Source organism: Massilia solisilvae (genome assembly GCF_024753215.1).
Lineage (GTDB): Bacteria > Pseudomonadota > Gammaproteobacteria > Burkholderiales > Burkholderiaceae_D > Telluria > Telluria solisilvae.
The window spans coordinates 1,718,219-1,739,268 of the sequence record NZ_JANUGV010000001.1 but is presented as its reverse complement, the minus strand read 5'-3'; the positions used below and the strand labels follow the sequence as shown (position 1 = coordinate 1,739,268).

Here is a 21,050-nt window from a genome sequence, read left to right as displayed (position 1 = left end):
TTAGCGGGACCGGCGCGGTGCGGCGCAAGGGTCGGCCGGCGACCGAGAGGAATGGTCCCCGGGCGGAATGCTGCCGCCGAACGACTCCGCGGGTGGCATTATTGCCGCCGGGGGCACGTCGCCATAGGACGGCTCCGCGCCGCGCGTTGGCGGAGCGGAAGTGCCGGGGCAGCAAGGGGAACACGCCGGGGAACGGGCTGCTGGTGTCTGCCGCGCCGGCGGGCACCCTTGGTTCTTACCGCGGACGATGACACGGTGACCACCGCTCGTCCGTCCCTTTGCGTTTGGGCTTGCGCTCGCGCGCTGGTCATGCCCCGGGCACGCAGGCTTTGAAGCGGCAGGCACAACGGCGGTGGCGGGCCCCGCACCGGCTAACGCCAGGCACAGCAGGAATGCACCAACAGATAACCTCATGCCCCCGACCCTATCACAGGGAAAGCGACCGAGGCCGCACGATATGGTGGCGGCAAGCATGTATCACTGCGGGCCCGTCGGCGCAATTCGCTGGCAACTCATGGCTTGGCCGAACGTGCGCACCGCACCGCTACCGCGTAGGGTGGGCAGGTTCCCCTGCCCACGCGTCCAGCCAGCATGGGAGTAGCTCGAACGCTGGCTCGCCAATTGACAGCCGAACGACCGCCAATGCGCTCGGGCCACCCACGGACCGTTAGACCGTCCGCAAGTGAGACAGGGCGGGTGCTCAGCCGACCGCCCGCCCTGGCCCAACCGCCTCGTCTCGAGCAGCGACAGTCCGGGAACCCGTACAGGACGCGCACCCGGCAACTTCGCCTACTCCTCGCCCAGCCCCCACACCAAGTGCGCATCGACCATCAACGCCGCCTGCGCATGCACCGCCGTGACCTGGGCCGAGAGCGCGCTCAGGGCCGCGCTATTGGCCTGCCGCCTTGCCGCCAGCAAGGACTGCAGGTCCGCCTCGCCCAGCGCATAGGCGCGGGTCGCCAGGCGCGCGTTCTCGCCCATCGAGGCAGCGTTGGTGCGGGCGGCGCGCCACGCCTCGTACGCGCCTTCGGCGGTTGCCACTTCGGACGCGATATGCGCCTCCAGCTGAACCAGCTTGGCCTGGTGCAGCTGCCGCGCCGACTCGGCAGCGCTCACTGCCCTGTCGGCCAGCCTGCTGCGCCGCGCGCCGGGGATCGGCACGCTGACCATCACGCCCGTGAAGCGTTCCTGCCCAGCGAACTCCGATGCCGTGTACACCCCTACCGTCGGGTCCGGCACGCGCTCGGCGCGCGCCCGCGCGGCATGACCTGCCGCCTTGTCGCGCGCTGCGGCGGCCAGTTTCAGCTCGTCGCTTTCGGCCAAAATGCGTTCGCGCCAGAATTGCAGCGGCCGCGCCAGCGGTTGCGGCTCGGGCAGCATGGCGTGCTCGCGCTTCAGGCCTGGAAAGCGGGCGTTCAGCTGGGCCCATGCCACCGCGGCGGCCGTCCTGGCTTCCACGGCGGCGCGTTCCTGCTCGGCCAGGTCGGCACGGGCAATGCTGGCGTCCAGCCGCGCCGCGTCGCCCGCCTTCACGCGCTTGTCGACTGCGTCGGCGTTCTCCTGCGCGGCCACCAGGTTGCGCGCCGCCAGTTCGACTGCACGTTCGGCCTGTGCCCAGTCCAGCCACAGGGTCAGCAGCACGCGCGCTGCCTCGTGCAGCGCTTCGCCGTACACGGCGTCGCTCTCGGCCATGAAGGCCTGCCCGATGCGGCGGTCGGCCTGCGCCTTGCCGGGCAAGCGCAGCGTACGTTCGATCCCGACGTTCCATTCCTTGTATTGCGGGCCAACGTCCAGCCGCCGCTTTTGCGCGTTCAGGCGGGCCGTGAACTCGTAGGGCGAGCTCTCCGCCAGCCGCGCATCCTGGCGCGCCGCTTCGGCGTCGGCACGCGCCGACGCCACCATCGCGTCGTTCACCAGCAAGGGATGCGCCACGGGTTCCGGCAGCAGGCCAGGCATCGTGGGCAGGGTTTCGGCATGTGCGCCGGCGGCGGCCAGGGCCGCGATCAATATCAGTCGTTTCATGCGCATGCTCCCGAGGCGATCACCGGCGTGAGCCAGTAGCGCATCCGCGCACCGGCGAACTCGATCTTGATACGCTCGACAACTTCGCGCCCCGCGTCCTCCGGCATCAGCGCCTGCACCTGCACGCAGTCGGCGCGGCCAAGCACCTGCTCGGATTCTTCCAGGCCCGAGTGCGCCAGCCCGTGCACGAAAATCGGGGTGCTGGTGAAGATGGTCAGTTGCGGGGTGAGCAGCAGCGCATCGAGCACGCGCTCTTCCAGCTCCGCATGGCAGAGCAAAGTCAGGCAAATATCAGGCATGTTGGTCCTCCCGTTTCGCAAACGCGAAGCGCAAATACAGTATGGGCAGCAGCAGCAAGGTCAGCGCGGTGGCCGACACCAGGCCACCGATCACGACGATCGCGAGCGGCCGCTGGATCTCCGACCCCGGGCCGCTCGACAGCAGCAGCGGGATCAGGCCGAACGCGGTGATCGACGCGGTCATCATGATCGGCCGCAGGCGCCGCCGCGCTCCATGCACCACCACCTCCACCAAAGGCATGCCGGCTTCGCGCAGCTGGTTGAAGTAGCTGACCAGCACCACCCCGTTCAGCACCGTGATGCCCAACAGCGCGATGAACCCGACCGAAGCCGGCACGGACAGGTACTCCCCCGTGACCCACAGCGCCACGATGCCGCCGACCAGCGCGAACGGAATGATCGACAGCACCAGCAGCGCCTGCCGCACCGAGCGGAAGGTCGTGAACAGCAGGATGAAGATCAGCACCAGCGCCGCCGGCACCACGACCGACAGCCGGGCCGCGGCCCGCTGCTGGTTCTCGAACTGGCCGCCCCAGGTCATCCGGTAGCCGGAGGCCAGCGGCAGCTTGCGCGCCACCGCCGCCTTGGCTTCCTCGACAAAGCCGACCAGGTCGCGCCCGGTCACGTTGGCCACCACCACGCTGTAGCGGCTGCCCATCTCGCGGTCGATCTTGACCGGACCTTCGGCACGCTCCAGCCGTGCCACGCTCGCCAGCGGCACGCTGGCGCCGTCGCGCGTGGTGATGCGCACCTGCTCGAACCCGGCCGGCGACAGCCGTACCGATTCGCCCGCGCGCACCACGATCGGGGTGCGGCGGCCGGCCTCGATCGCATTGCCCGCCTGCTGGCCTTCGACCTGGGCGCGCAGCGCGTCCTGGATCTCGTCCACCGACAGGCCAAGCCGTCCGGCCGCAAGCCGGTCGACCACCACGCGCAGGTACTGCACGCCGCCGTTCTGCACCGTGTACACGTCCTGGTTGCCGGGAATCGTCTTGAGCACCGCCTCGATGCCCTTGGCGTATTCGTTCAGCTTGTCCAGTTCGGGGCCGAACACCTTCACCGCGATGTCGCCGCGCACGCCGACGATCATCTCGGACACGCGCATCTCGATCGGCTGGGTGAAGCTGTAGTTGATGCCGGGGAGCTGGTCGAGCACCTTGCGCACGGCGTCGATCAGTTCATCCTTCGACTTCATGCGCCACTGCCCGCGCGGCTTGAGCAGCAGATAGGTGTCGGTCTGGTTCAGGCCCATCGGGTCCAGGCCGATTTCGTCGGAGCCGACGCGCGCGACGATCCCGGTCACCTCCGGCACCTGCTTCATGATCGCCTGCTGGATCTTCAGGTCCAGCGCCACGCTTTGCTCCAGCCCGATCGACGGGATCTTCTCGATACCCACGATCAGGTCGCCCTCGTCCATGGTCGGCATGAAGGTCTTGCCCACGCGGGTGTAGAGCACGCCCGCCAGCACCAACAGCACTGCCGCCACGACCGCGACCACGCGCTGGCGCCGCATCGCAAAATCCAGCACCGGCTGGTAGAGCGAGAGCAGCTTGCGCGGCAGCCAGGGTTCGGCGTGCGCGCCGGCCTTGACCAGCCACGACGCAAGCACCGGGATCACCGTCAGCGACAGCACCAGCGAGCCGGCCAGCGCGAACACGATCGCCAGCGCCACCGGGGCGAAGAACTTCCCTTCCAGCCCTTGCAGCGTCAGCAGCGGCAGGAACACCGTCACGATGATCAGGATGCCGGCCGTGACCGGCACCGCCACCTCGCGCACCGCGCGGTAGATCACGTGCAGCCGCGGCAGGCGGCCCTGCGCGGAATCGTGGCCGAGGTGCTGGACGATGTTCTCGACCACCACCACCGCCGCGTCCACCAGCATGCCGATCGCAATGGCCAGGCCGCCAAGGCTCATGAGGTTGGCGGACATGCCGAACATGCCCATCAAAATGAACGTGACCAGCGCCGCCAGCGGCAGCACCAGCGCCACCGTCACCGCCGCGCGCAAATTACCCAGGAACAGGCCGAGCAGCACGATCACCAGCACGGTCGCTTCCAGCAGCGCCGAGGACACCGTGTGCACCGCGCGCTCGACCAGCGAGGCGCGGTCGTAGAACACGTTGAGCGTGACGCCTTTTGGCAGGGTCGGCTGCAGCTCGGCGATCTTGGCGCGCACGCCATCCACCACCCGCTGGGCGTTGGCGCCTGCCAGGCCGAGCACCAGGCCCTCGACCGCTTCGCCCGCGCCGCTGCGCGTCACCGCACCATTGCGGGTGATGTTCCCGACCCGTACCGTGGCCAGCGAACCGAGGCGCACCGGCACACCGTTCTTGACTGTCACCACCACGGCGGCCAGGTCCTCGACGGTGGCGATGCTGCCTTCGCTGCGTACCAGCAGCACCTCGCCGCCCTCGCCCAGCCGGCCGGCGCCGTCATTGCGGTTGTTGGCGCGGATGGCGTCGGCCATCTGCGCCAGGCTCACGCCGGCCGCGGACATCGCCGGCGCATCCGGCACCACCTCGAACGCGCGCACGGCGCCGCCAAGCGCGTTCACGTCCGCCACACCCGGCACCGTACGCAGCGCCGGGCGGATCACCCGGTCAAGCAGCGTGCGGCGCTCGGCCAGCGTCATGTCCTTGCTGTCCACCGTGAACATGAACATCTCGCCCAGCGGGGTCGTGATCGGCGCCATGCCCCCGGTCGCCGATGGCGGCAGCACGTCGGCGATGCCGGACAGGCGTTCGCTGACCTGCTGGCGCGCCCAGTAGATGTCGGTGCCGTCCTCGAAGTCGATGGTCACGTCGGCCAGGCCATACTTGGTCACCGAACGCAGCAGCTTGGTGCGCGGGATACCGAGCATTTCGACCTCGATCGGCACCGCGATCCGGGTCTCGACTTCCTCGGGCGTCATGCCCGCCGCTTTCATGATCACCTTCACCTGCGTGCTGGACACGTCCGGGAAGGCGTCGATCGGAAGCTGGCTGAACGAGTGCCAGCCGAATGCGGCCAGCATCAGCGCGGCCAGCAGCACGAACAGGCGCTGCGCAAGGCAGGCCTGGATAAGACGAGACAGCATGTTACTGCCCCCCATTAGCGCGCTGCCACTCGCCCTTCAGCGCCACCACGCCGGACACCGCCAGCGCATCGCCTTCCTTGAGCGCGCCGGCCACGCGCACCTGCTGGCCCGCCCTGCCAAGCTCGCTCACCGGGCGTGCCTCGAAGCCGCTGCTGGTGCGCACGAACACGTACCCCTGCTTGCCCACGTGGGCCACGGCGGCCAGCGGCACGTCCCATCCGTTGCCGGCCGCGCCTTGCGGCACCTGCACCGCAACCAGTTCGCCCGGGCGCACATCGGCGCCGCCCGCGACCTCGGCGCGCACCGTGGTGGTCTGGGTCTGGGCCGATACCAGCGGGCTCGTACCCTTCACCACCGCCCTGGCCTTGCGGCCCTGGATGCCGACCTGTGCGCCAGCCGGCCAGTGCGCCGCGTCGGCGGCCGGCACCTCGATTTCGAGCACCAGGCGGTCCAGCCGCGCCAGCCCGACCAGTGCGGTCGACGCGTCGACCCGCTGGCCGGGGCGCACCTCGACCTTGGTCACGACACCGGAAGCGGCGGCAGCGACGGTGATCGAATCGTCCGGCTTGCCGCCGGCGGCAACGCGCTCGATCGCGCCCGGCGCCATGCCGGCAAGACGCAAGGCCGAACGTGCCTGCGACAGCGCCGCGCGCGCCTCGGCCTGGGCCGCCTCGGCTTCCTGCAAGCGGCGCTGGGCCACGATGCCTTCGCCGAACAGGGCGCGTTCGCGCTCGACCGTGCGCTGGGCCAGGGCCGCGCGGCTGGCGGCCTGCATCAGGTTCAGCTGCAGCGAACCGAGCTCGGGGCTGGCAACGCGCACCAGCGCCGCGCCCTTGGCCACCGCCTGGTTGGGCTGGACATACACCTGCACGGCAAGGCCGGAGACGGGAGCGCTGGCCACCAGTTCACCGCCGGGCGGCAGCACCACCCGGGCGGGCACGGTGGCCTCGCCCGACGTGGCGCCGCGCTTGAGCGGCTGTACCGTGATGCCAAGCGCCTGCATTTGTTGGGCGGAGACGGGGATCGCCGCGCCTGGCTGGGCGGCAAACGCAACGGGACACCAGGCCAGCGTGGTGGCGAGGAAAAGGGATACCGGATTCTTCATGTTTTCTTCCAATACGACAGTGCACGGGCCGGCGCCTCACGCGCCCAGCCGGCTGGCTGCACGCGATTGCGAACGGCAACGGAAGCGGTGGTTCGGACGATTATCCGAGCCATGCCGCTACACGGCCTGAGCACCCGCAGGAAAAAACGATCGAAGCTGGCGATCAGGCCGGGGCGGGCTGCTCGCTTGGAGGGCGGTAGGGAGGTTCGAGCGTGGCAAGCGCATACGCCCGCTCGGGGAAGGCAATCCGGCCAAGGCCGGCGCGCTGCAGCTGGATCGCCGCGTGCGATGCCAGGTCGGCGAAGTACTGGAGATGATCCACCGCGTGCAGCACCTGGTGCAACACGCTGCATTTGCCCAGCGAATGGGCGGCGTCCAGGCACGGGTGGCTGTGGTTGCCGGCGCCAAGGTCGAGCTGGCTGATGTGGCTGATCTGGTGCGCCATGCGCGTGCTGCTGGAATCCCAGACGAACACGTTGGTCGTGACCACGACCAGCATGAGCAGCGCGACGAATTTGCGGACCGAACACATCATGTAACCAACTCTAACATGCTGCAACGCAAAATGATAGTCCCGGTCCCCTCCTACGCCGCTGCGCTACGTGCGCTGACCGCCGCCGGCGCGCACGCGGCGCATAATCGGGGCATCGGCAACTTGCAGGAGAATGACATGAGCGGCAACCGATCAGGAAACAGCGGCCAGCCGGACCCATCGACCACGCTCGGCGTGGGCGGGCCGACCAGCGGCGAAGCCGGGTCCACCCCGACCCACGAGACCATGGCCGAGACCGGCGGCAGCGGCGGCGCGGGCTTAACCCGTAACGATGCCTGCCAGGCAGCGCAGCAAGAGGGGCAGCCGCGCCAGCCGGCGGATAGTGAGTCTCTGGATACCGGCCGGCGCGGGTTCCAGGACACGCGCAGCGAGCAGGCCGGCCCCAAGGAGACCGGGCTGGGCACGCCAGAAACCGGGGCCAACCAGGAACCGGTCGACCTGGAGCGGCAAGGCAAACCGCCCCGCTGATCCCGTAGGGTGGGCAGATTTCTGCCCACGCGTTCAACCAGTTCTGACGTCGCCTGGACGCGTGGGCAGGAGACCTGCCCACCCTGCCAATTCAACGCGGCGCAGATACCGGATCGGCCTTGTACACCGCCCCGCCCTTCATCACGAAGCGCACGCGCGTCAGCTCGGCCGGGTCCGCGGTCGGGTCGCCGCTCACCGCGATGATGTCGGCGTACTTGCCGGCGCTGATCGACCCGACACGGTCCTTCCAGCCCAACAGGTCGGCAGCGTTGATGGTCGCGGCCTGGATCGCCTGCATCGGCGTCATGCCGTACTTGACCATGTAGAAGAACTGGCGCGCGTTGTCGCCGTGCGGGTACACGCCGGCGTCGGTGCCGAACGCCATTTTTGCCCCGCCCCTGAACGCCTTGCGGAAGTTGTCGCGCTGGAGCTGGCCGAGCGCCTTCTCCTTGGCCAGCGACTCGGGCAGCATGCCCGCCTTGGCGCCTTCCTGCAGGATGAAGTCGTCGTTGTAAATATCCATGACCAGCCAGGTCCCCTTCTCGCGTGCAAGGCGGATGCCCTCGTCGTCGATCAGGCTCGCATGCTCGACCGAGTCGACGCCGGCCAGGATCGCGTCGCGAATGCTCGATGCGCCGTGCGCATGCGCGGCCACCCGGCGGCCCAGCTTGTGGGCCTCGTCCACGATCGCCTTCATCTCTTCCAGCGTGTACTGCTGCGCGCCCGGCTCGTCGCCCTTGGACAGCACGCCGCCGGAGGCGCAGATCTTGATCACGTCGGCGCCGTACTTGGCCATCTCGCGCACCTTGGTGCGCGCTTCCCACGGGCCGTCGGCCACGCCGCGCTCGACGTAGTGGAAGTCATTCGGCAGCAGGTTGTTGTCGCAGTGCCCGCCCATGATGCCGATTGCGTAGCCCGACACCCGCATGCGCGGCCCCGGCAGTTCACCGTCGTCGATCGCATCGCGCAGCGCCACGTCGCCAAAGCCGCTCGCGCCCACGTTGCGCACGCTGGTAAAGCCCGCCTCCAGCGTCACCTTGGCCGAGCGCGCGCCGTACAGCGCCGAGCGGATATCGGACACGCCCAGCGACTTGTAGCCGTGCAGGTTGGGGTCGCCGGTCAGGTGGGTATGCATGTCGATCAGGCCGGGCAAGACCGTCGCGCCGGACAAGTCGATGGTCCTGGCGCCGGCCGGCACCTGCACCGACCCGGACGGGCCGACAGCCGCGATGCGCTCGCCGCTCACGACGATGGTCTGGTCGCGCAGCACTTCGCCCTTGACCACATCGACAAGTTTGCCGGCGCGGATAGCGACCAGCTGGTCGGCGGCGAGAGCGGACGAAGCAAGGACGCCGGCGGCAGCCAGGCCGGCAAACAGGCGGATCAATTTCATGTGTGCGTGCTTTCGATGGAAACAGCTGTGGTGACGGAAACCTGTTCTTGAAGCTTGCGCGCGGCGAGCTTGCGCCAGGTGTGCCAGGACACGAGCGCGTTGACCCAGAAGCCGGCATACAGGGTCGCCGTCAGGGCCAGGCCGCGGCTCAGGTAGAGCGGCGCCGCGATCGTATTGACGAGCACCCAGAACGCCCAGTTCTCGACCCGGCGCTGCATCATCATGATCTGCCCGATCACGCTGAACACGAGCACGGCCGAGTCGAAGAACGGCGAATAGGCGTTGGTGTAGTAATGAAGCAGCGCGCCATAGGCGGCGGTGGCCAGCACGCCGGCAGGAACGGTCCACAAAATGCTGGCCAGGCTTGCATGCGTGACCGGCAGCGCGCTGCCGGCGTCGCCGCCGCGGACCCATTTCCACCAGCCGAAGATGCTGGTGCCAACGAAAAACGCCTGCAGCACCACGTCCGCGTAAAGACGGTTCTGCGCGAACAGCACGCCGAACAGCGTGCAGCCGACGATGCCGGTCCACCAGGTGTGCACGTTGTTGCGCCCGGCGAGCACGATCGCGAGCGCCGTGAACGCGTTCGCCGCCACTTCCAGCGGCGTCATCGCGCCCTGCCTTGACTGGCCAGCATCATCTGCCTGCTCCTCGTTGAAGAAGCAGGTACTCTAACTATAGGGGCAATTTTCTGCAAGCAACAATGCGGCCGCCCCCAGCTATCGCCGCAGGCTCAATCGAGCGGTATTGTGCCGTGCTCGCCCGGCTCCACGTCCGGGCGGTTGCCGGTGAACGCCGCCCTGGCGTACTCGAACAGCCGCACCATCTTGCTTTCCTTCGAATCCCAATACGCGGCCGCATGCGGGTCCACACGGACCAGCACCACATGCTCGTCCTCCGGCCCGGCCGGGAACCAGGCCTGCACGCCCACGTTCCACAGGTCGCGGATGCGCTCGCGGTCCACCACCCGCTCGGCCCGGCCGCTCACCGACACGAACAGCATGTCGTCGGGCCGGGCGAAACTGAGGTTCACTTCCGGGTTGTGGGCGATGTTTTCCCACAGCGGCGCCGTGGTCGCGGTGTAGAACCACAGGCCGCCGCCATCGTCGGTGAGCTGCAGCGTCATCGGGTGGCTGATCAGGTGCCCGTGTTGGTCGGCCGTGGTGAACATGGCAAAGCGCACGGGGCCGAGCTTGTCGGCCAGCGCCGCCACGTGGCCGGAGTCGGTCGGGGTGGTCATGGCGTGATTCCTCCTCGGTTCATGGAAGCGTGCATGTTAGCGCCGGCGCGCCGCCGCCACGGTGCGCAGTCCAACCTTGCGCGCGATTCTGCACTTGCAACTGAACAGTTCTTGATACATAATGCGAATCATTCTCATTTGCGTTTAAGGAAAGCTGCGATGTCCAGGAACAAGACCAATACTCCCCTTCGCCTGGCCATTGCCGCCATCTTTGCCGGGTACGCCGGCGCCGCCCTGGCGGACGACGACGCGCCACTGCCGCAGGTGACCATCGTCGGCACCGCGGAGCGCGGCTACGACGCCAAATCGAGCAGCACCGCAACCAAATCCGACACCCTGTTGCGCGACACGCCCCAGGCGGTCACGGTCGTCACCAGCGAACTGATGCGCGATCAGGCAATGCAAGGCATGGCCGACGTGATCCGTTACGTGCCCGGCGTGGTCACCGCCCAGGGCGAAGGCAACCGCGACACCGCCGTCATGCGCGGCAACAGCACCACCGGCGACTTCTTTGTCGATGGCGTGCGCGATGACGTGCAGTACTACCGCGACCTGTACAACATTGAGCGGGTCGAAGCACTCAAGGGCCCGAACGCCATGATCTTCGGTCGCGGCGGCGCCGGCGGCGTCATCAACCGGGTCAGCAAGGAGCCGGCGTGGACGCCGGTGCGCGACGCATCGCTGACCGTGGGCTCGTGGCGCAACCGCCGGGCCAGCGTCGACCTGGGCCAGGCGCTCGGCGACGGCGCGGCGCTGCGCCTCAACGCGCTGCTGGACGACTCCGGCAGCTACCGCGCCGGCGTGTCGAACAAGCGCAAGGGCATCAACCCCACACTGCTGCTGGCGCCGGGCGACAACACCCGCATCGTGCTCGGCTACGAACACTTCCAGGACGAGCGCGTGGCCGACCGCGGCGTGCCGGGCTTTAATGGCCGCCCCTACGAGACCGACCCTGCCACCTTCTTTGGCGACGCCGCGCACAGCCCGACGTGGTCGCGCGTGAACGCATTTTCCGCGCTGCTTGAGCATGATTTCGGCAACGGCGTGATGCTGCGCAACCGTACCCGCTACGCCGACTACGACAAGTTCTACCAGAACATCTACGCCGGCAGCGTCGTGACACTCAAGAACGGCGTGCCGACCCTGACGCTCGGCGCCTACAACAACGCCACCCAACGCACCAACCTGTTCAACCAGACCGACCTCAACTTTACCGTCGATGCCCTCGGCCTGCGCCACAAATTTGCGACCGGCATCGAGTATGGCCGCCAGGTGACGGACAACTTCCGCAACACCGGCTACTTCAGCGGCGCCTCCGCGACCGTTCCGGCTGCCGCGCCGTGGCTGGTGGGCAGCGTCAGCTTCCGCCAGTCGGCAACCGACGCCGACAACCACGGGGTGGCCACCGCGGCGTCCGCCTACCTGCAGGACCAGCTGGAATTCTCGCCGCAGTGGCTGGCGATCGTCGGGCTGCGCTACGACCGCTTCAAGGTCGATTTCACCGACCACCGCAGCGGCAGGCGCTTCGACATCACCGATAGCCCGGTGTCGCCGCGGGTCGGCCTGGTGTACAAACCGGTGCGCGCGATGTCGCTGTATGCCAGCTACAGCCTGGCCTACGCGCCGCGTGCGGGCGACCAGCTCGCCTCGCTCACGCCGTCCAACGCCGCCTTCGATCCGGAAAAATTCCGCAACGTGGAGCTGGGCGCGAAGTGGGATGTGCTGCCGAACCTGTCGGCTACGGCGGCCGTGTACCGGCTCGATCGCAGCAATGTGCTGGCCACCGACCCGCTCGATCCCGCACGCACCTATCTGGTCGACGGCCAGCGCAGCAAGGGCGTCGAGCTGGGGCTGCAGGGCAAGATCACCAAGGCATGGAGCGTGATGGGTGGCTATGCGTGGCAGGACGCCAAGCTGACCGCCGCGTCCGGCAACGTGCCGGCCGGCCGCACGGTGGCGCAGGTACCGCGCCACACGCTGTCGCTGTGGAACCGCTACGACTTCAGCAATGCGCTCGGCGCCGGTGTGGGCGTCGTGGCCCGTGACCGGGTGTTTGCCTCCACCTCCAACGCGGTCGCCCTGCCCGGCTTTGCCCGGCTGGACGCGGCGTTGTACTACCGGATCGACAAGCACTACCAGGCCCAGCTGAACGTGGAGAACCTGCTTGACCAGCGCTACTACGCGTCGGCCAACAGCGACAGCAACATCACGCCGGGCTCGCCGCGCGCGCTGCGCCTGACCGTCAACGCCAGCTTCTGAGCGCTGCTGCCGCGCCTCTTGTCGCCGCAGCGGCAAGGTTCGGTCTCTCACATTGACGCGGCTCATTTGCTGCCCGTAGCGCGCGCCGATACTGTGGCTTCGCGCGGCGTGCGATTCGTTCGCGCGCGCCTGTCTGGAATACGGAGGCAACGTGACGCTACCTGGCGAAGAATTCCCTGCCCGTTCCTGGGACGAGCAGGACAATTTCCTGAAGAGCCTGAGCCTGTTCACCCGGCAGCACCGGGCCGGGCACTGGTCGGGGCCGTTCTCCGAGTTCATGGAGAAGGTCCTGCCACTGGCGCCGCAGCAAGTGGCACGCAGCTCGCACCAGTACATCTGGGACATGATCCGCGCCACCTGCATCGACGATGGCGAAGGCCATTTCCGCTGCAGGCTGTTCGAGGACGACCTGTTCGGCATCGACGAGGCGATCGACCGCGTCGTCGACTACTTCAAGGCGGCGGCCAGCGGGTCCGAGGTCGGCCGCCGGCTGCTGTTGCTGCTCGGCCCGCCGTCGGGCGGCAAGTCCACGCTCGTCATCCTGCTCAAGCGCGGGCTGGAGGAATACAGCTACACCGAGGAAGGCGCGCTGTACGCCATCGCCGGCTGCCCGGTGCACGAGTCGCCGCTGCACCTGATCCCGCACACCATGCGCGCTTCCTGCCGCAACACCTACGGCATCGACATTACCGGCGAGGTCTGTCCTCACTGCCGCGCCCGGCTGGAGGACCAGTTCGACGGCGATTTCATGCAGATGCCGGTCGAGCGCTTCTTCATTTCCGAATCCGGCCGCAGCGGGATCGGCACCTACGCCCCGCACGACCCCACCACGGCCGACCTGGCCGACCTGGTCGGCTCGGTGGACCTGTCCAAGGTGGCCCAGTACGGCGACGAGGGCGACCCGCGCGCCTGGTCGTGGTCCGGCGCGGTGTACGCGGCCAGCCGCGGGGTGCTGGAGATGATCGAGATCCTCAAGGTCAAGCGCGAGTTCCTCTACCTGCTGCTCACGCTCACCCAGGAAAAGAACGTCAAGGTGTCGCGCTTTCCGCTCATCTACCTGGACGAGACCATTCTTGCGCACACCAACCTGGCGGAATTTCGCAAATTTCTCCAGGAGAGCGAGAACGAGGCCCTGCTCGACCGCATGGTCATCATCCAGGTGCCCTACACGCTGAACTACAAGGAAGAGGCGCGCATCTACAAAAAGCTCATCTCCTCGGCGGCGCCGGCCTTTCGCGACGTCCATCTGGACCCGCACGTACTGCACGCGGCCGCCGTGTTCGCGATCCTGTCGCGCATCCAGGACAGCGACGAGAAGGAGGTCGAGCTGGTCAAGAAGGTGCGCATCCACGCCGACGAAGAGGTCGAGGGGGTGAACCGTGCCGACGTGCGCCGGGTCAAAGAGAAGGAAAAGGCGCCCGACGAGGGATTGTCGGGGGTGTCGCCGCGCTTTGTGATCAACGCGCTGTCCAATGCCATCATCCAGTCAAACCAGAAGAGCCTGTCAACGATGGACGTGCTGCTTGCCTTGAAAGACGGGATCGAAAACGACGCCCGCATCGACCCCAAGAAAAAGCGCAAGTGGGTCGACTACCTGGTGCTCACCCGCAAGGACTTCTATAACCGCTGGGTCAAGCAGGACGTGCACAAGGCGCTGTTCGTGTCGTTCGAGCAGGAGGCGCAGGACCTGCTCAACAAGTACCTGGACGAAGTGGAGGCCATGCTCGACAACCGCACCATCAAAGACCCGATCACCAACGAGGAGCGGCGCCCGGACGAGCGCTTCCTGCGGGCGGTGGAGGAAAAGATCCACATTTCCGAGTCCGGCAAGCAGTCGTTCCGGCAGGAGGTGGTGCGCAAGGCGATGGGGGCCTACAAGCGCGGCGTCAGGTTCGGGCTGGAGAGCCATATCCAGCTCAACGACGCCGTGCAGCAGTACCTGTTCGAGCAGCGGCGCGACGTGCTGCGGCTGGTGAGCTCGGCCAAACGGCCGGACGAGGAAATCCGGACCAAGATCTCGGCCGTCGAAAAGCGGCTGGTGGACGAATACGGCTACGACGCGCACAGCGCGCGCGAGGCCCTGAACTATGTGACGACACTGCTGGCGCAAGAATAGCCGAACAACAGCCGGAACCTGTCTGGAGGTGCGGCGTGACTACGATGAACACGGCTTGGTACGACCTGTTTTCGCGCGGCGCGCGCGACTGGTTGCGCCACAACGACAAAGTGCGGGAAGCGGTGCAAAAGCACCTGCCGGAGCTGATCGCCGGCCCCGACCTGATCACCGGCCCGCAGGACCGCAGCGTGCAAGTGCCGGTGCGCCTGCTGGAACACGCACGCTTCCGGCTGGCCGAGGGACGTTCCGAAACCGGCGCCGGCCAGGGCAAGGGCAAGCCGGGAGACGTGCTGGCGCCCGCCCAGCCCGAGGAGGAAGCCGGTATGGAGCCGGGCGAAGGCGGTAACGAGGACGGCGAGGTCAAGCTGCTGCTCGAATTTTCCATCGACGACGTGATGGACTGGGTGTGGGAGGAACTCAAGCTGCCCGACCTCAAGCCCAAGTCCAGCGCACGCATCGACGAACTGGAGCTGGTGCGCGAGGGCTGGGACAAACGCGGCGCGCGCTCGCGGCTGGACCGGCGGCGTACGGTGAAGGAAGCGATCAAGCGGCGCGCGGTGCAGCAAGACCCGGTGCCGTTCACCAACGAGGACCTGCGGTTCCGGCAACTGGTCACGCGCTCGCGCCCGAGCACCAGCGCGGTCATCTTCTTCGTGATCGACGTGTCGGCCAGCATGACCCAGCTGGAACGCAAGCTGGCCAAGTCCTTCTTCTTCTTTGCCCTGCAGGGTGTGCGGCGCAAGTACCGCAAGGTGGAAACCCGTTTCATTGCCCACACCACCCACGCGTGGGAATTCGGCGAGGCCGATTTCTTCCAGGTGTCCGGCATCGGCGGCACCATCGCCTCCAGCGCCTTCCGCCTGGTGCTCGACACTGTCCACGCCGAGATGAACGCGGCGCAGAACAACATCTACATGTTCTACGCCTCGGACGGCGAAAACTTCACCGAAGACCGCGCCTCGGCGACGCAAACACTGACCGAACTGGCCGGCATGCTCAACTACATCGGCTACATCGAAACCCTGCCCGGCGTGCCGCGCGCGCTGGAAACGGAGATGCGGCGCATGTGCAACGAGCTGGAACGGCGCGGTTTGCCGGTCGGATCGAGCGTGCTGGCCCACTCCGACGATGTCTGGCGCGCGCTGCGGCGCTTCTTCAGCGACCAGAGCGAGGACGAGCCGGCCGAGGTGCTGCCATGAGCGAGCTGCACGCGCGCCTGGCCGAGTACACCGGGCGGCTCGAGGCGCTCGCCGCCGAGCTGGGCCTGGATTACCACCCGGTGAACTTCGACCTGGTGCCGAATAACTTCATGGTCGAAATCGCGGTGTACGGACTGCCGGTGCGCATGCGCCACTGGTCCTTCGGGGTGCGTTACATCCACCAGCTGGTGCGCCAGCACATGGGCCACTCGCGCATCTTCGAGGTCATGTTCCCGGGCGATCCGTGCAATGCCTTCATGCTGGAACAGAACTCGCTGGCCGAAAACACGCTGGTCACGGCCCACGTGCTCGGCCACGCCGATTTTGCCAAGAACAACCAGCTGTTCGCGCGCTTCATGGACATGGCAGGCGGACACATTCTCGAACAAAGCGCCGGACGCGCGCACCGGCTGGAGCGGGCGCTGACGGCGCACGGCCAGGAAGCGGTCGAGGCGGTGCTGGACGCGGCGCTGGCGCTCGAGCCGCACATCGACGTGGACCAGCCGCTGCATCGGCCGCTGTATCCCGCCTTCATGGCGCCGCCCACCGAGCCGCCCCCGGACGTCTTTCGCGACCGCTTTGCGCGCCTGCCGGGCGAGGCCGCGCCCCCGCCCACGGCCGGACCGGTGCAGCGCAGTCCGCTGCCGCCGCAGCCGGAACGCGACCTGCTGTGGTTCATCGCGCACTACGCGCCCGAGCTGGAAGAATGGGAGCGCGACATCTTCCTGGCGGTGCGCGAGGAGGCCTACTACTTCCACCCCATCTTCGCCTGCCAGATCATGAACGAGGGCTGGGCCTCGTACTGGCACGCGCGGCTGCTGCGCGAGGCCAATTTCCTGCCGCACGAGCTGTACCTGGCCGCGATCAAGTCGCATTCGGACGTGGTGCGCCCGTATGCGAGCGGCCAGCAGCTGGCGCTCTCGCTCAACCCCTACCACCTCGGCTTTTCGATGTGGGAGCACATCATCGACCAGCATGGGCTGGCCAAGGCGCGCGAGATCGTGCGCGACGAAGACGACTTCGGCTTCATTCGCAACTACCTGGACCAGGAGCTGGCCGACAAGCTCGACCTGTTCGTGTACGAGACGCGCAAGGATGGCGAGACCAAGATCGCCAGCCGCGACATCCACGCGATTCGCGAGGCGATCCTGGCGCCGAAATACAACTACGGCGCGCCGACCGTGATGGTGCAGCAAGTGGGCGCCGACGGCAGCCTCGACCTGCGCCATGACTACCTGCACGACGGCCGCGGGCTCGACCTGCAGCAGGCCGAACGGGTGATGGAGTACGTCACGCGCATCTGGCGGCGTCCTGTCTCCTTGCATACCGTGGACTTCCGCGGCGTGGTACGCGTACTGCCGGCGCGCAAGGTCGGCTTCTAGCGGGATGGGCCGCGCGCCCGGCCCGACATTGCCGACCGCATCACCTGCACACCGGCGTCGGCTCATACCGTCCTGGTGCAATCGTTCCCAACGGGTCCAGTGCCGCCTTGATACGCGCCACCGTCTTCCAGTAAACGTCCCCTTCCGGATCCAGCTCCCCCATCGAATGATTGCCCACCCGGTAAGGGATGTAACCCGCATTCATGCAGCGCGCGAACACCTCGTGGTAGCAGGCATGCGCCCGCTCCACCTCTTCCGGATCCTCCTTGTCGTAGGCGACGGTCAGCACCCCGCCCAGCGCGCGCTCGTTGATCATGCTGAAGGTTGCAAACAGGTCGAAGCCGTACTGGCGAAACACCGGCTCGGCCAGAGCGTGCACCGCCAGCATGTCGGCCCCGCGCATCGGCAGCACCGGCGACACCCACAGCATGCCGCAGTTGTCGCGGGCTGGGTTGGCCCCGTGCGGAAAATCCTGCGGCACCCCGCCGCGCCGCCGCCAGTACGCGCCCGCAAGAAAGCGTCCGTTCGGCTCGCCCCGGTTCATCGCCAGCAGCGATTCGCCCAACGCCACCTTGGCCCGCAACACCTGACCGGCGCGCGTGAAGCCCAGCAAGCGCGATAGCCGCCGTGCCGTGTTCAGCGCGCGCGGGGTGATGAAAACCGGCTTGGCCCCGAGCGGCGCCAGCGCCCGCCGCAGGGCCTTGCGCGCCGCCGCCACCTGCTCCGGGCTGCCATACAGCGCGCCGGACGCAGTCCAGGCCCCCACGCCAGCCTCGCCGCGCAACGTCGCCCGCACCTCGTCCGGCAAGCACGACGCCTCGCCCGCCAGCGCACGCGGGAAGGCACGCCCGCCGGAGATCACCCGCAGGTCGTTCCCGATGTGGACGATGCTGCGCAGCGTTCCGTCCAGCCGCAACGGGCGCAGCGCATCGACCAGCAACGCCACGTCCGCATGGCGCGGCACCGAACACAGGAAGTGGTTGATGCAGCGCGCCTGCGGCATCAGCCATATCCCAAGCCGGGTGACGATGCCGAAGTTCGACTGCGTGAACAGCCCGTCGAGAAATGGGCCGACGCCATACGGGAACAGGTGCGCGGTGCGCGCCTGCGGGTAGTGCCCGAAACCGGTGTCGAGGATTTCGCCGCCCGCCAGCACCACACGCATGCCGGCCACGTGCTGCAGCCGGTTGCCATACGGCGAATGGCCGAAGCCCCGTTCGAGGATATTGCCGACGAAGCTGGTGTCCGGCCCGGCGCCCGTGCAATCGCACCACAACCCGCTCTGCTGCTCGCGCAGGTAGTCCGACAGCTGCTGCTGGGTCACGCCGGGCTCGATCACCGCATACGCCAGTTCCGTATCCACCTTGACGATGCGGTTCATGCGCGACAGGTCCAGCAGCACCTGACCGCCGCTCACCGGGCAGGCGTCGCCGTAACCCCAGTTCCTGCCGGTGCTGACCGGGTACAGCGCCACCCCGTACACGGTGGCCAGCCGCGCCAGTGCCGCCACCTCCTGCGTCGAGCCCGGGCGCGCCACCGCCAGCGGCCACACCGGGCGCGCCGCGGTGCTGGCGGCGTAACCGGCCAGCGCCGCCTGTTCGACGACAAGGTTGGACGCGCCCACCACCTGCGACATCGCCTCCAGCACGCCCTGCGCCGGAATGCCGATCGCGCGCGGCTCCGTGACCGCGTTCATGCCGCGCTCCGCTGCACGCAACTGGCCACCAGGCGCGCGGTGATCCCGGCCTCCTCGCGCAGGGCAAAGAAGTACGGATAGAACGAGCGCTCGCCGCCATGCTGCTCCATCAGCCCGCCCCACTGGCGAATCTGCGCCCCCATTTGCTCCAGCGGCAGCCGCAGCAGCACGGCTGGCGCGCCCACGCGGGCACACGCGCGCTCGCCGCCGAAGTCGGCAAAGCCGAGCATGCGCTTGTAGAACGTCACGTGACGCGGGTTGACCTCGATGACGTAGTCGGAAAAGCCCTGGATATGGTGTGCGTAAATATAGGAAACGTGGATCAGCGCCGCGAACACGCGCTTGGACATGCCCTTGTCGATCGCCAGCCGCGACGGCTCGCACAACCGCCGCCCCTGGGCGCGCAGCAGGTCGAGGCGGTCGCCGAACTCTGCGTCAGCCGGCAGCGCGCCCTGCCGGTCGAACCACAGGCTCATCGTTCCGATCGCCAGCCCGCCGGTCTCGGCCACCAGCGTGATCCGGTTGGCGTGCCCCATCCCGTCCGCCAGCGCGTAGCCGCGCCAGGCGTACATCCGGCGCAGCAGGCTGCCGGCGGCCGCCAGCCCATCGGCCGATGCGTCGATGTGCACATTCACTTGCTGCATGCCTGCCGTGCGCGCGTCCTGACGACACTCCAGCTGGCTGGCGCCGGCAGCACTGGCCGGCACCTGGAACGAAACGATTGGCTGCTCCTCAACCCGCATTTTCTCTTCCTCCGTTGGTGGCGTAATGGGGTCTCAGACAAGCGCGGCAATGCATGGGTTCCGTGCGGAATGCCCCTTCGTTTGCCGTATGGATATGCATCAAGCTCGACGGAAATTTGCCGCAAGCATACGGTGCGCGCGCGACGCTTGCGCTGCCGCTCTTGACGGGTGTCAACGGCGCTGCCGTGCGGCCGATACGCGTGTTCAGGTGGCCATATAATCGTTGCTCCAATCGCCGAGCGACCCACGCGCAACGACAGGAGGCCGTCCGCCATGCACAGCGCCCTTCCCTCACCAGCCACCTTCGTCGCGGCCGCCGCGCAACCATGAGCCAGCACGCCGATGCGCCGCCGCTGGTCGTGCACCTGGTCAGCCAGCTCGACGCCGGCGGCGCCGGCACTGGCCTGGTGAACCTGATCGCGCACATGCCTCCCGAGCGCTACCGCCATGCAATCGTGTGCCTGAGCGAGAGCGCCAGCTACCAGGCCGACATTCGCGAGCGCGGTGTTGCGATCATCAACCTGCACAAGCGCGACGGCGCCGACTTCGGCCACTACCTGCGCATGTTCCGCACCCTGCGCGCCCTGCAGCCGGACCTGGTCCACACCCGCAACCTGAGCGGCCTGAAAGGCCAGCTGGTGGCCGCGCTGGCCGGGGTAAAGTTGCGCGTGCACGCCGAGCACGGCCGCGAGCGGGATGACGGCGCCACACCCGGCCATCGCCTGCTGCGGCGCCTGCTGCGGCCCCTGATCGGCCACTTCATTGCGGTCAGCTCGGACCTGCAGCGCTGGCTGGTGGACCAGGTTGGCGCCGAGCCGGCGCGCGTCTCCCACATTTCCAACGGCGTCGATAGCGTGCAGTTCCACCCGCGCCTTGGCCCGCCGGCCGCGGTCGGGCCAGCCGGGTTCATGCATGACAGCGCTTACGTGATCGGGAGCGTGGGCCACATGGACGAGGCCATGAATCATGCCACGCTGGTGGAAGCCTTCCTGCGTTTGATCGCTTCGCCGCACCCGGCGCACCAGCGCCTGCGCTTGATGATCATCGGCGACGGACCGTGCCGCGCCGAGTGCCAGGCCATGCTCAACCGCGCCGGCGCCGGCCACAAGGCCTGGCTGCCCGGCGACCGGGCCGATATCGCGCAGCTGCTGCGCGCCATGGATTTGTTCGTGCTGCCATCGGTTGCCGAGGGCGGTTCGAACGCGCTGCTGGAGGCGATGGCGACTGGCCTGCCGGTGGTCGCCACCACGGTCGGCGCCAGCAACGAGCTCGTGCACCCCGGCTTCACCGGCATCCTGGTGCCGCCGACGTCGCCCGACCTGATGGCCGCCGCCATCGCCGACTACTGCCGCATCCCCGAGATGGGCGCGCGCCACGGCGCCCGCGCACGCAGCCAGGTGATCGCACACCACAGCCTGCCGGCGATGGCGCGCAGCTACCTGGCCGTGTACGACGCGCTCGCACGCCAGGCCAGCGCGGCGCCGCAGCGGGCTTGAGCG

Annotated in this window: 16 protein-coding genes; 6 read left to right on the top strand and 10 right to left on the bottom strand. The window is 67.9% G+C overall.

What is annotated here, in order from left to right; all coding sequences use genetic code 11:
- Nucleotides 1-789: 789 nt before the first annotated feature.
- The 5 genes from NX773_RS07830 to NX773_RS07810 all read right to left on the bottom strand — a co-directional run bounded on the left by NX773_RS07830 (nt 790) and on the right by NX773_RS07810 (nt 7,037).
- Complete coding sequence (locus tag NX773_RS07830; RefSeq protein ID WP_258855742.1) at nt 790-2,022, bottom strand: TolC family protein; 1,233 nt, start codon at nt 2,020-2,022, stop codon at nt 790-792.
- Complete coding sequence (locus tag NX773_RS07825) at nt 2,019-2,321, bottom strand: DUF3240 family protein (protein ID WP_258820118.1); 303 nt, start codon at nt 2,319-2,321, stop codon at nt 2,019-2,021. The genes NX773_RS07830 and NX773_RS07825 overlap by 4 nt, the downstream gene beginning before the upstream one ends.
- Nucleotides 2,314-5,397 (bottom strand): efflux RND transporter permease subunit, encoded by a 3,084-nt coding sequence (locus NX773_RS07820; RefSeq protein ID WP_258855741.1) that lies wholly within the window; start codon nt 5,395-5,397, stop codon nt 2,314-2,316. Before NX773_RS07820 ends, NX773_RS07825 begins: the two co-directional genes overlap by 8 nt.
- A gap of 1 nt (nt 5,398) precedes the next feature.
- Nucleotides 5,399-6,502 (bottom strand): efflux RND transporter periplasmic adaptor subunit, encoded by a 1,104-nt coding sequence (locus NX773_RS07815; RefSeq protein ID WP_258855740.1) that lies wholly within the window; start codon nt 6,500-6,502, stop codon nt 5,399-5,401.
- 163 nt (nt 6,503-6,665) lie between these two features.
- On the bottom strand, nt 6,666-7,037 hold the full coding sequence (locus NX773_RS07810) for a hypothetical protein (protein ID WP_258855739.1): 372 nt from the start codon (nt 7,035-7,037) through the stop codon (nt 6,666-6,668).
- Between the two features lie 30 nt (nt 7,038-7,067).
- Between NX773_RS07810 and NX773_RS07805 the strand changes: the two genes are divergently transcribed.
- The gene (locus tag NX773_RS07805) at nt 7,068-7,523 is read left to right on the top strand and encodes a hypothetical protein (protein WP_258855738.1); all 456 of its coding nucleotides are present in this window, start codon (nt 7,068-7,070) and stop codon (nt 7,521-7,523) included.
- A 91-nt stretch (nt 7,524-7,614) separates the two neighbouring features.
- On the opposite strand, the gene NX773_RS07800 is transcribed toward NX773_RS07805, so the two are convergent.
- From NX773_RS07800 to NX773_RS07790, 3 genes are all read right to left on the bottom strand, one after another.
- Nucleotides 7,615-8,916 (bottom strand): Xaa-Pro dipeptidase, encoded by a 1,302-nt coding sequence (locus NX773_RS07800; protein ID WP_258855737.1) that lies wholly within the window; start codon nt 8,914-8,916, stop codon nt 7,615-7,617.
- Nucleotides 8,913-9,527 (bottom strand): nicotinamide riboside transporter PnuC, encoded by a 615-nt coding sequence (gene pnuC, locus NX773_RS07795; protein ID WP_258855736.1) that lies wholly within the window; start codon nt 9,525-9,527, stop codon nt 8,913-8,915. Before pnuC ends, NX773_RS07800 begins: the two co-directional genes overlap by 4 nt.
- A gap of 122 nt (nt 9,528-9,649) precedes the next feature.
- On the bottom strand, nt 9,650-10,156 hold the full coding sequence (locus NX773_RS07790) for a pyridoxamine 5'-phosphate oxidase family protein (RefSeq protein ID WP_258855735.1): 507 nt from the start codon (nt 10,154-10,156) through the stop codon (nt 9,650-9,652).
- Nucleotides 10,157-10,315: 159 nt separating this feature from the next.
- Here NX773_RS07790 and NX773_RS07785 point away from each other — a divergent pair, with 159 nt between their 5' ends.
- The 4 genes from NX773_RS07785 to NX773_RS07770 all read left to right on the top strand — a co-directional run bounded on the left by NX773_RS07785 (nt 10,316) and on the right by NX773_RS07770 (nt 17,112).
- A complete protein-coding gene (locus NX773_RS07785; RefSeq protein ID WP_258855734.1) occupies nt 10,316-12,415 on the top strand; it encodes a TonB-dependent receptor in 2,100 nt (699 codons plus the stop codon).
- Between the two features lie 151 nt (nt 12,416-12,566).
- The gene (locus tag NX773_RS07780; protein ID WP_258855733.1) at nt 12,567-14,531 is read left to right on the top strand and encodes a serine protein kinase; all 1,965 of its coding nucleotides are present in this window, start codon (nt 12,567-12,569) and stop codon (nt 14,529-14,531) included.
- 44 nt (nt 14,532-14,575) lie between these two features.
- Entirely contained in the window at nt 14,576-15,730 is a 1,155-nt protein-coding gene (locus tag NX773_RS07775; RefSeq protein ID WP_258855866.1) for a DUF444 family protein, read from the top strand.
- On the top strand, nt 15,727-17,112 hold the full coding sequence (locus NX773_RS07770; RefSeq protein ID WP_258855732.1) for a SpoVR family protein: 1,386 nt from the start codon (nt 15,727-15,729) through the stop codon (nt 17,110-17,112). The genes NX773_RS07775 and NX773_RS07770 overlap by 4 nt, the downstream gene beginning before the upstream one ends.
- Nucleotides 17,113-17,152: 40 nt before the next feature.
- On the opposite strand, the gene NX773_RS07765 is transcribed toward NX773_RS07770, so the two are convergent.
- A complete protein-coding gene (locus NX773_RS07765; RefSeq protein ID WP_258855731.1) occupies nt 17,153-18,808 on the bottom strand; it encodes an FAD-binding oxidoreductase in 1,656 nt (551 codons plus the stop codon).
- Nucleotides 18,805-19,551: an N-acyl amino acid synthase FeeM domain-containing protein gene (locus NX773_RS07760; protein ID WP_258855730.1), complete on the bottom strand. Its 747-nt coding sequence runs from the start codon at nt 19,549-19,551 to the stop codon at nt 18,805-18,807. Before NX773_RS07760 ends, NX773_RS07765 begins: the two co-directional genes overlap by 4 nt.
- 326 nt (nt 19,552-19,877) lie before the next feature.
- Between NX773_RS07760 and NX773_RS07755 the strand changes: the two genes are divergently transcribed.
- A complete protein-coding gene (locus tag NX773_RS07755) occupies nt 19,878-21,047 on the top strand; it encodes a TIGR03088 family PEP-CTERM/XrtA system glycosyltransferase (RefSeq protein WP_258855729.1) in 1,170 nt (389 codons plus the stop codon).
- The last annotated feature ends 3 nt before the right edge of the window (nt 21,048-21,050 follow it).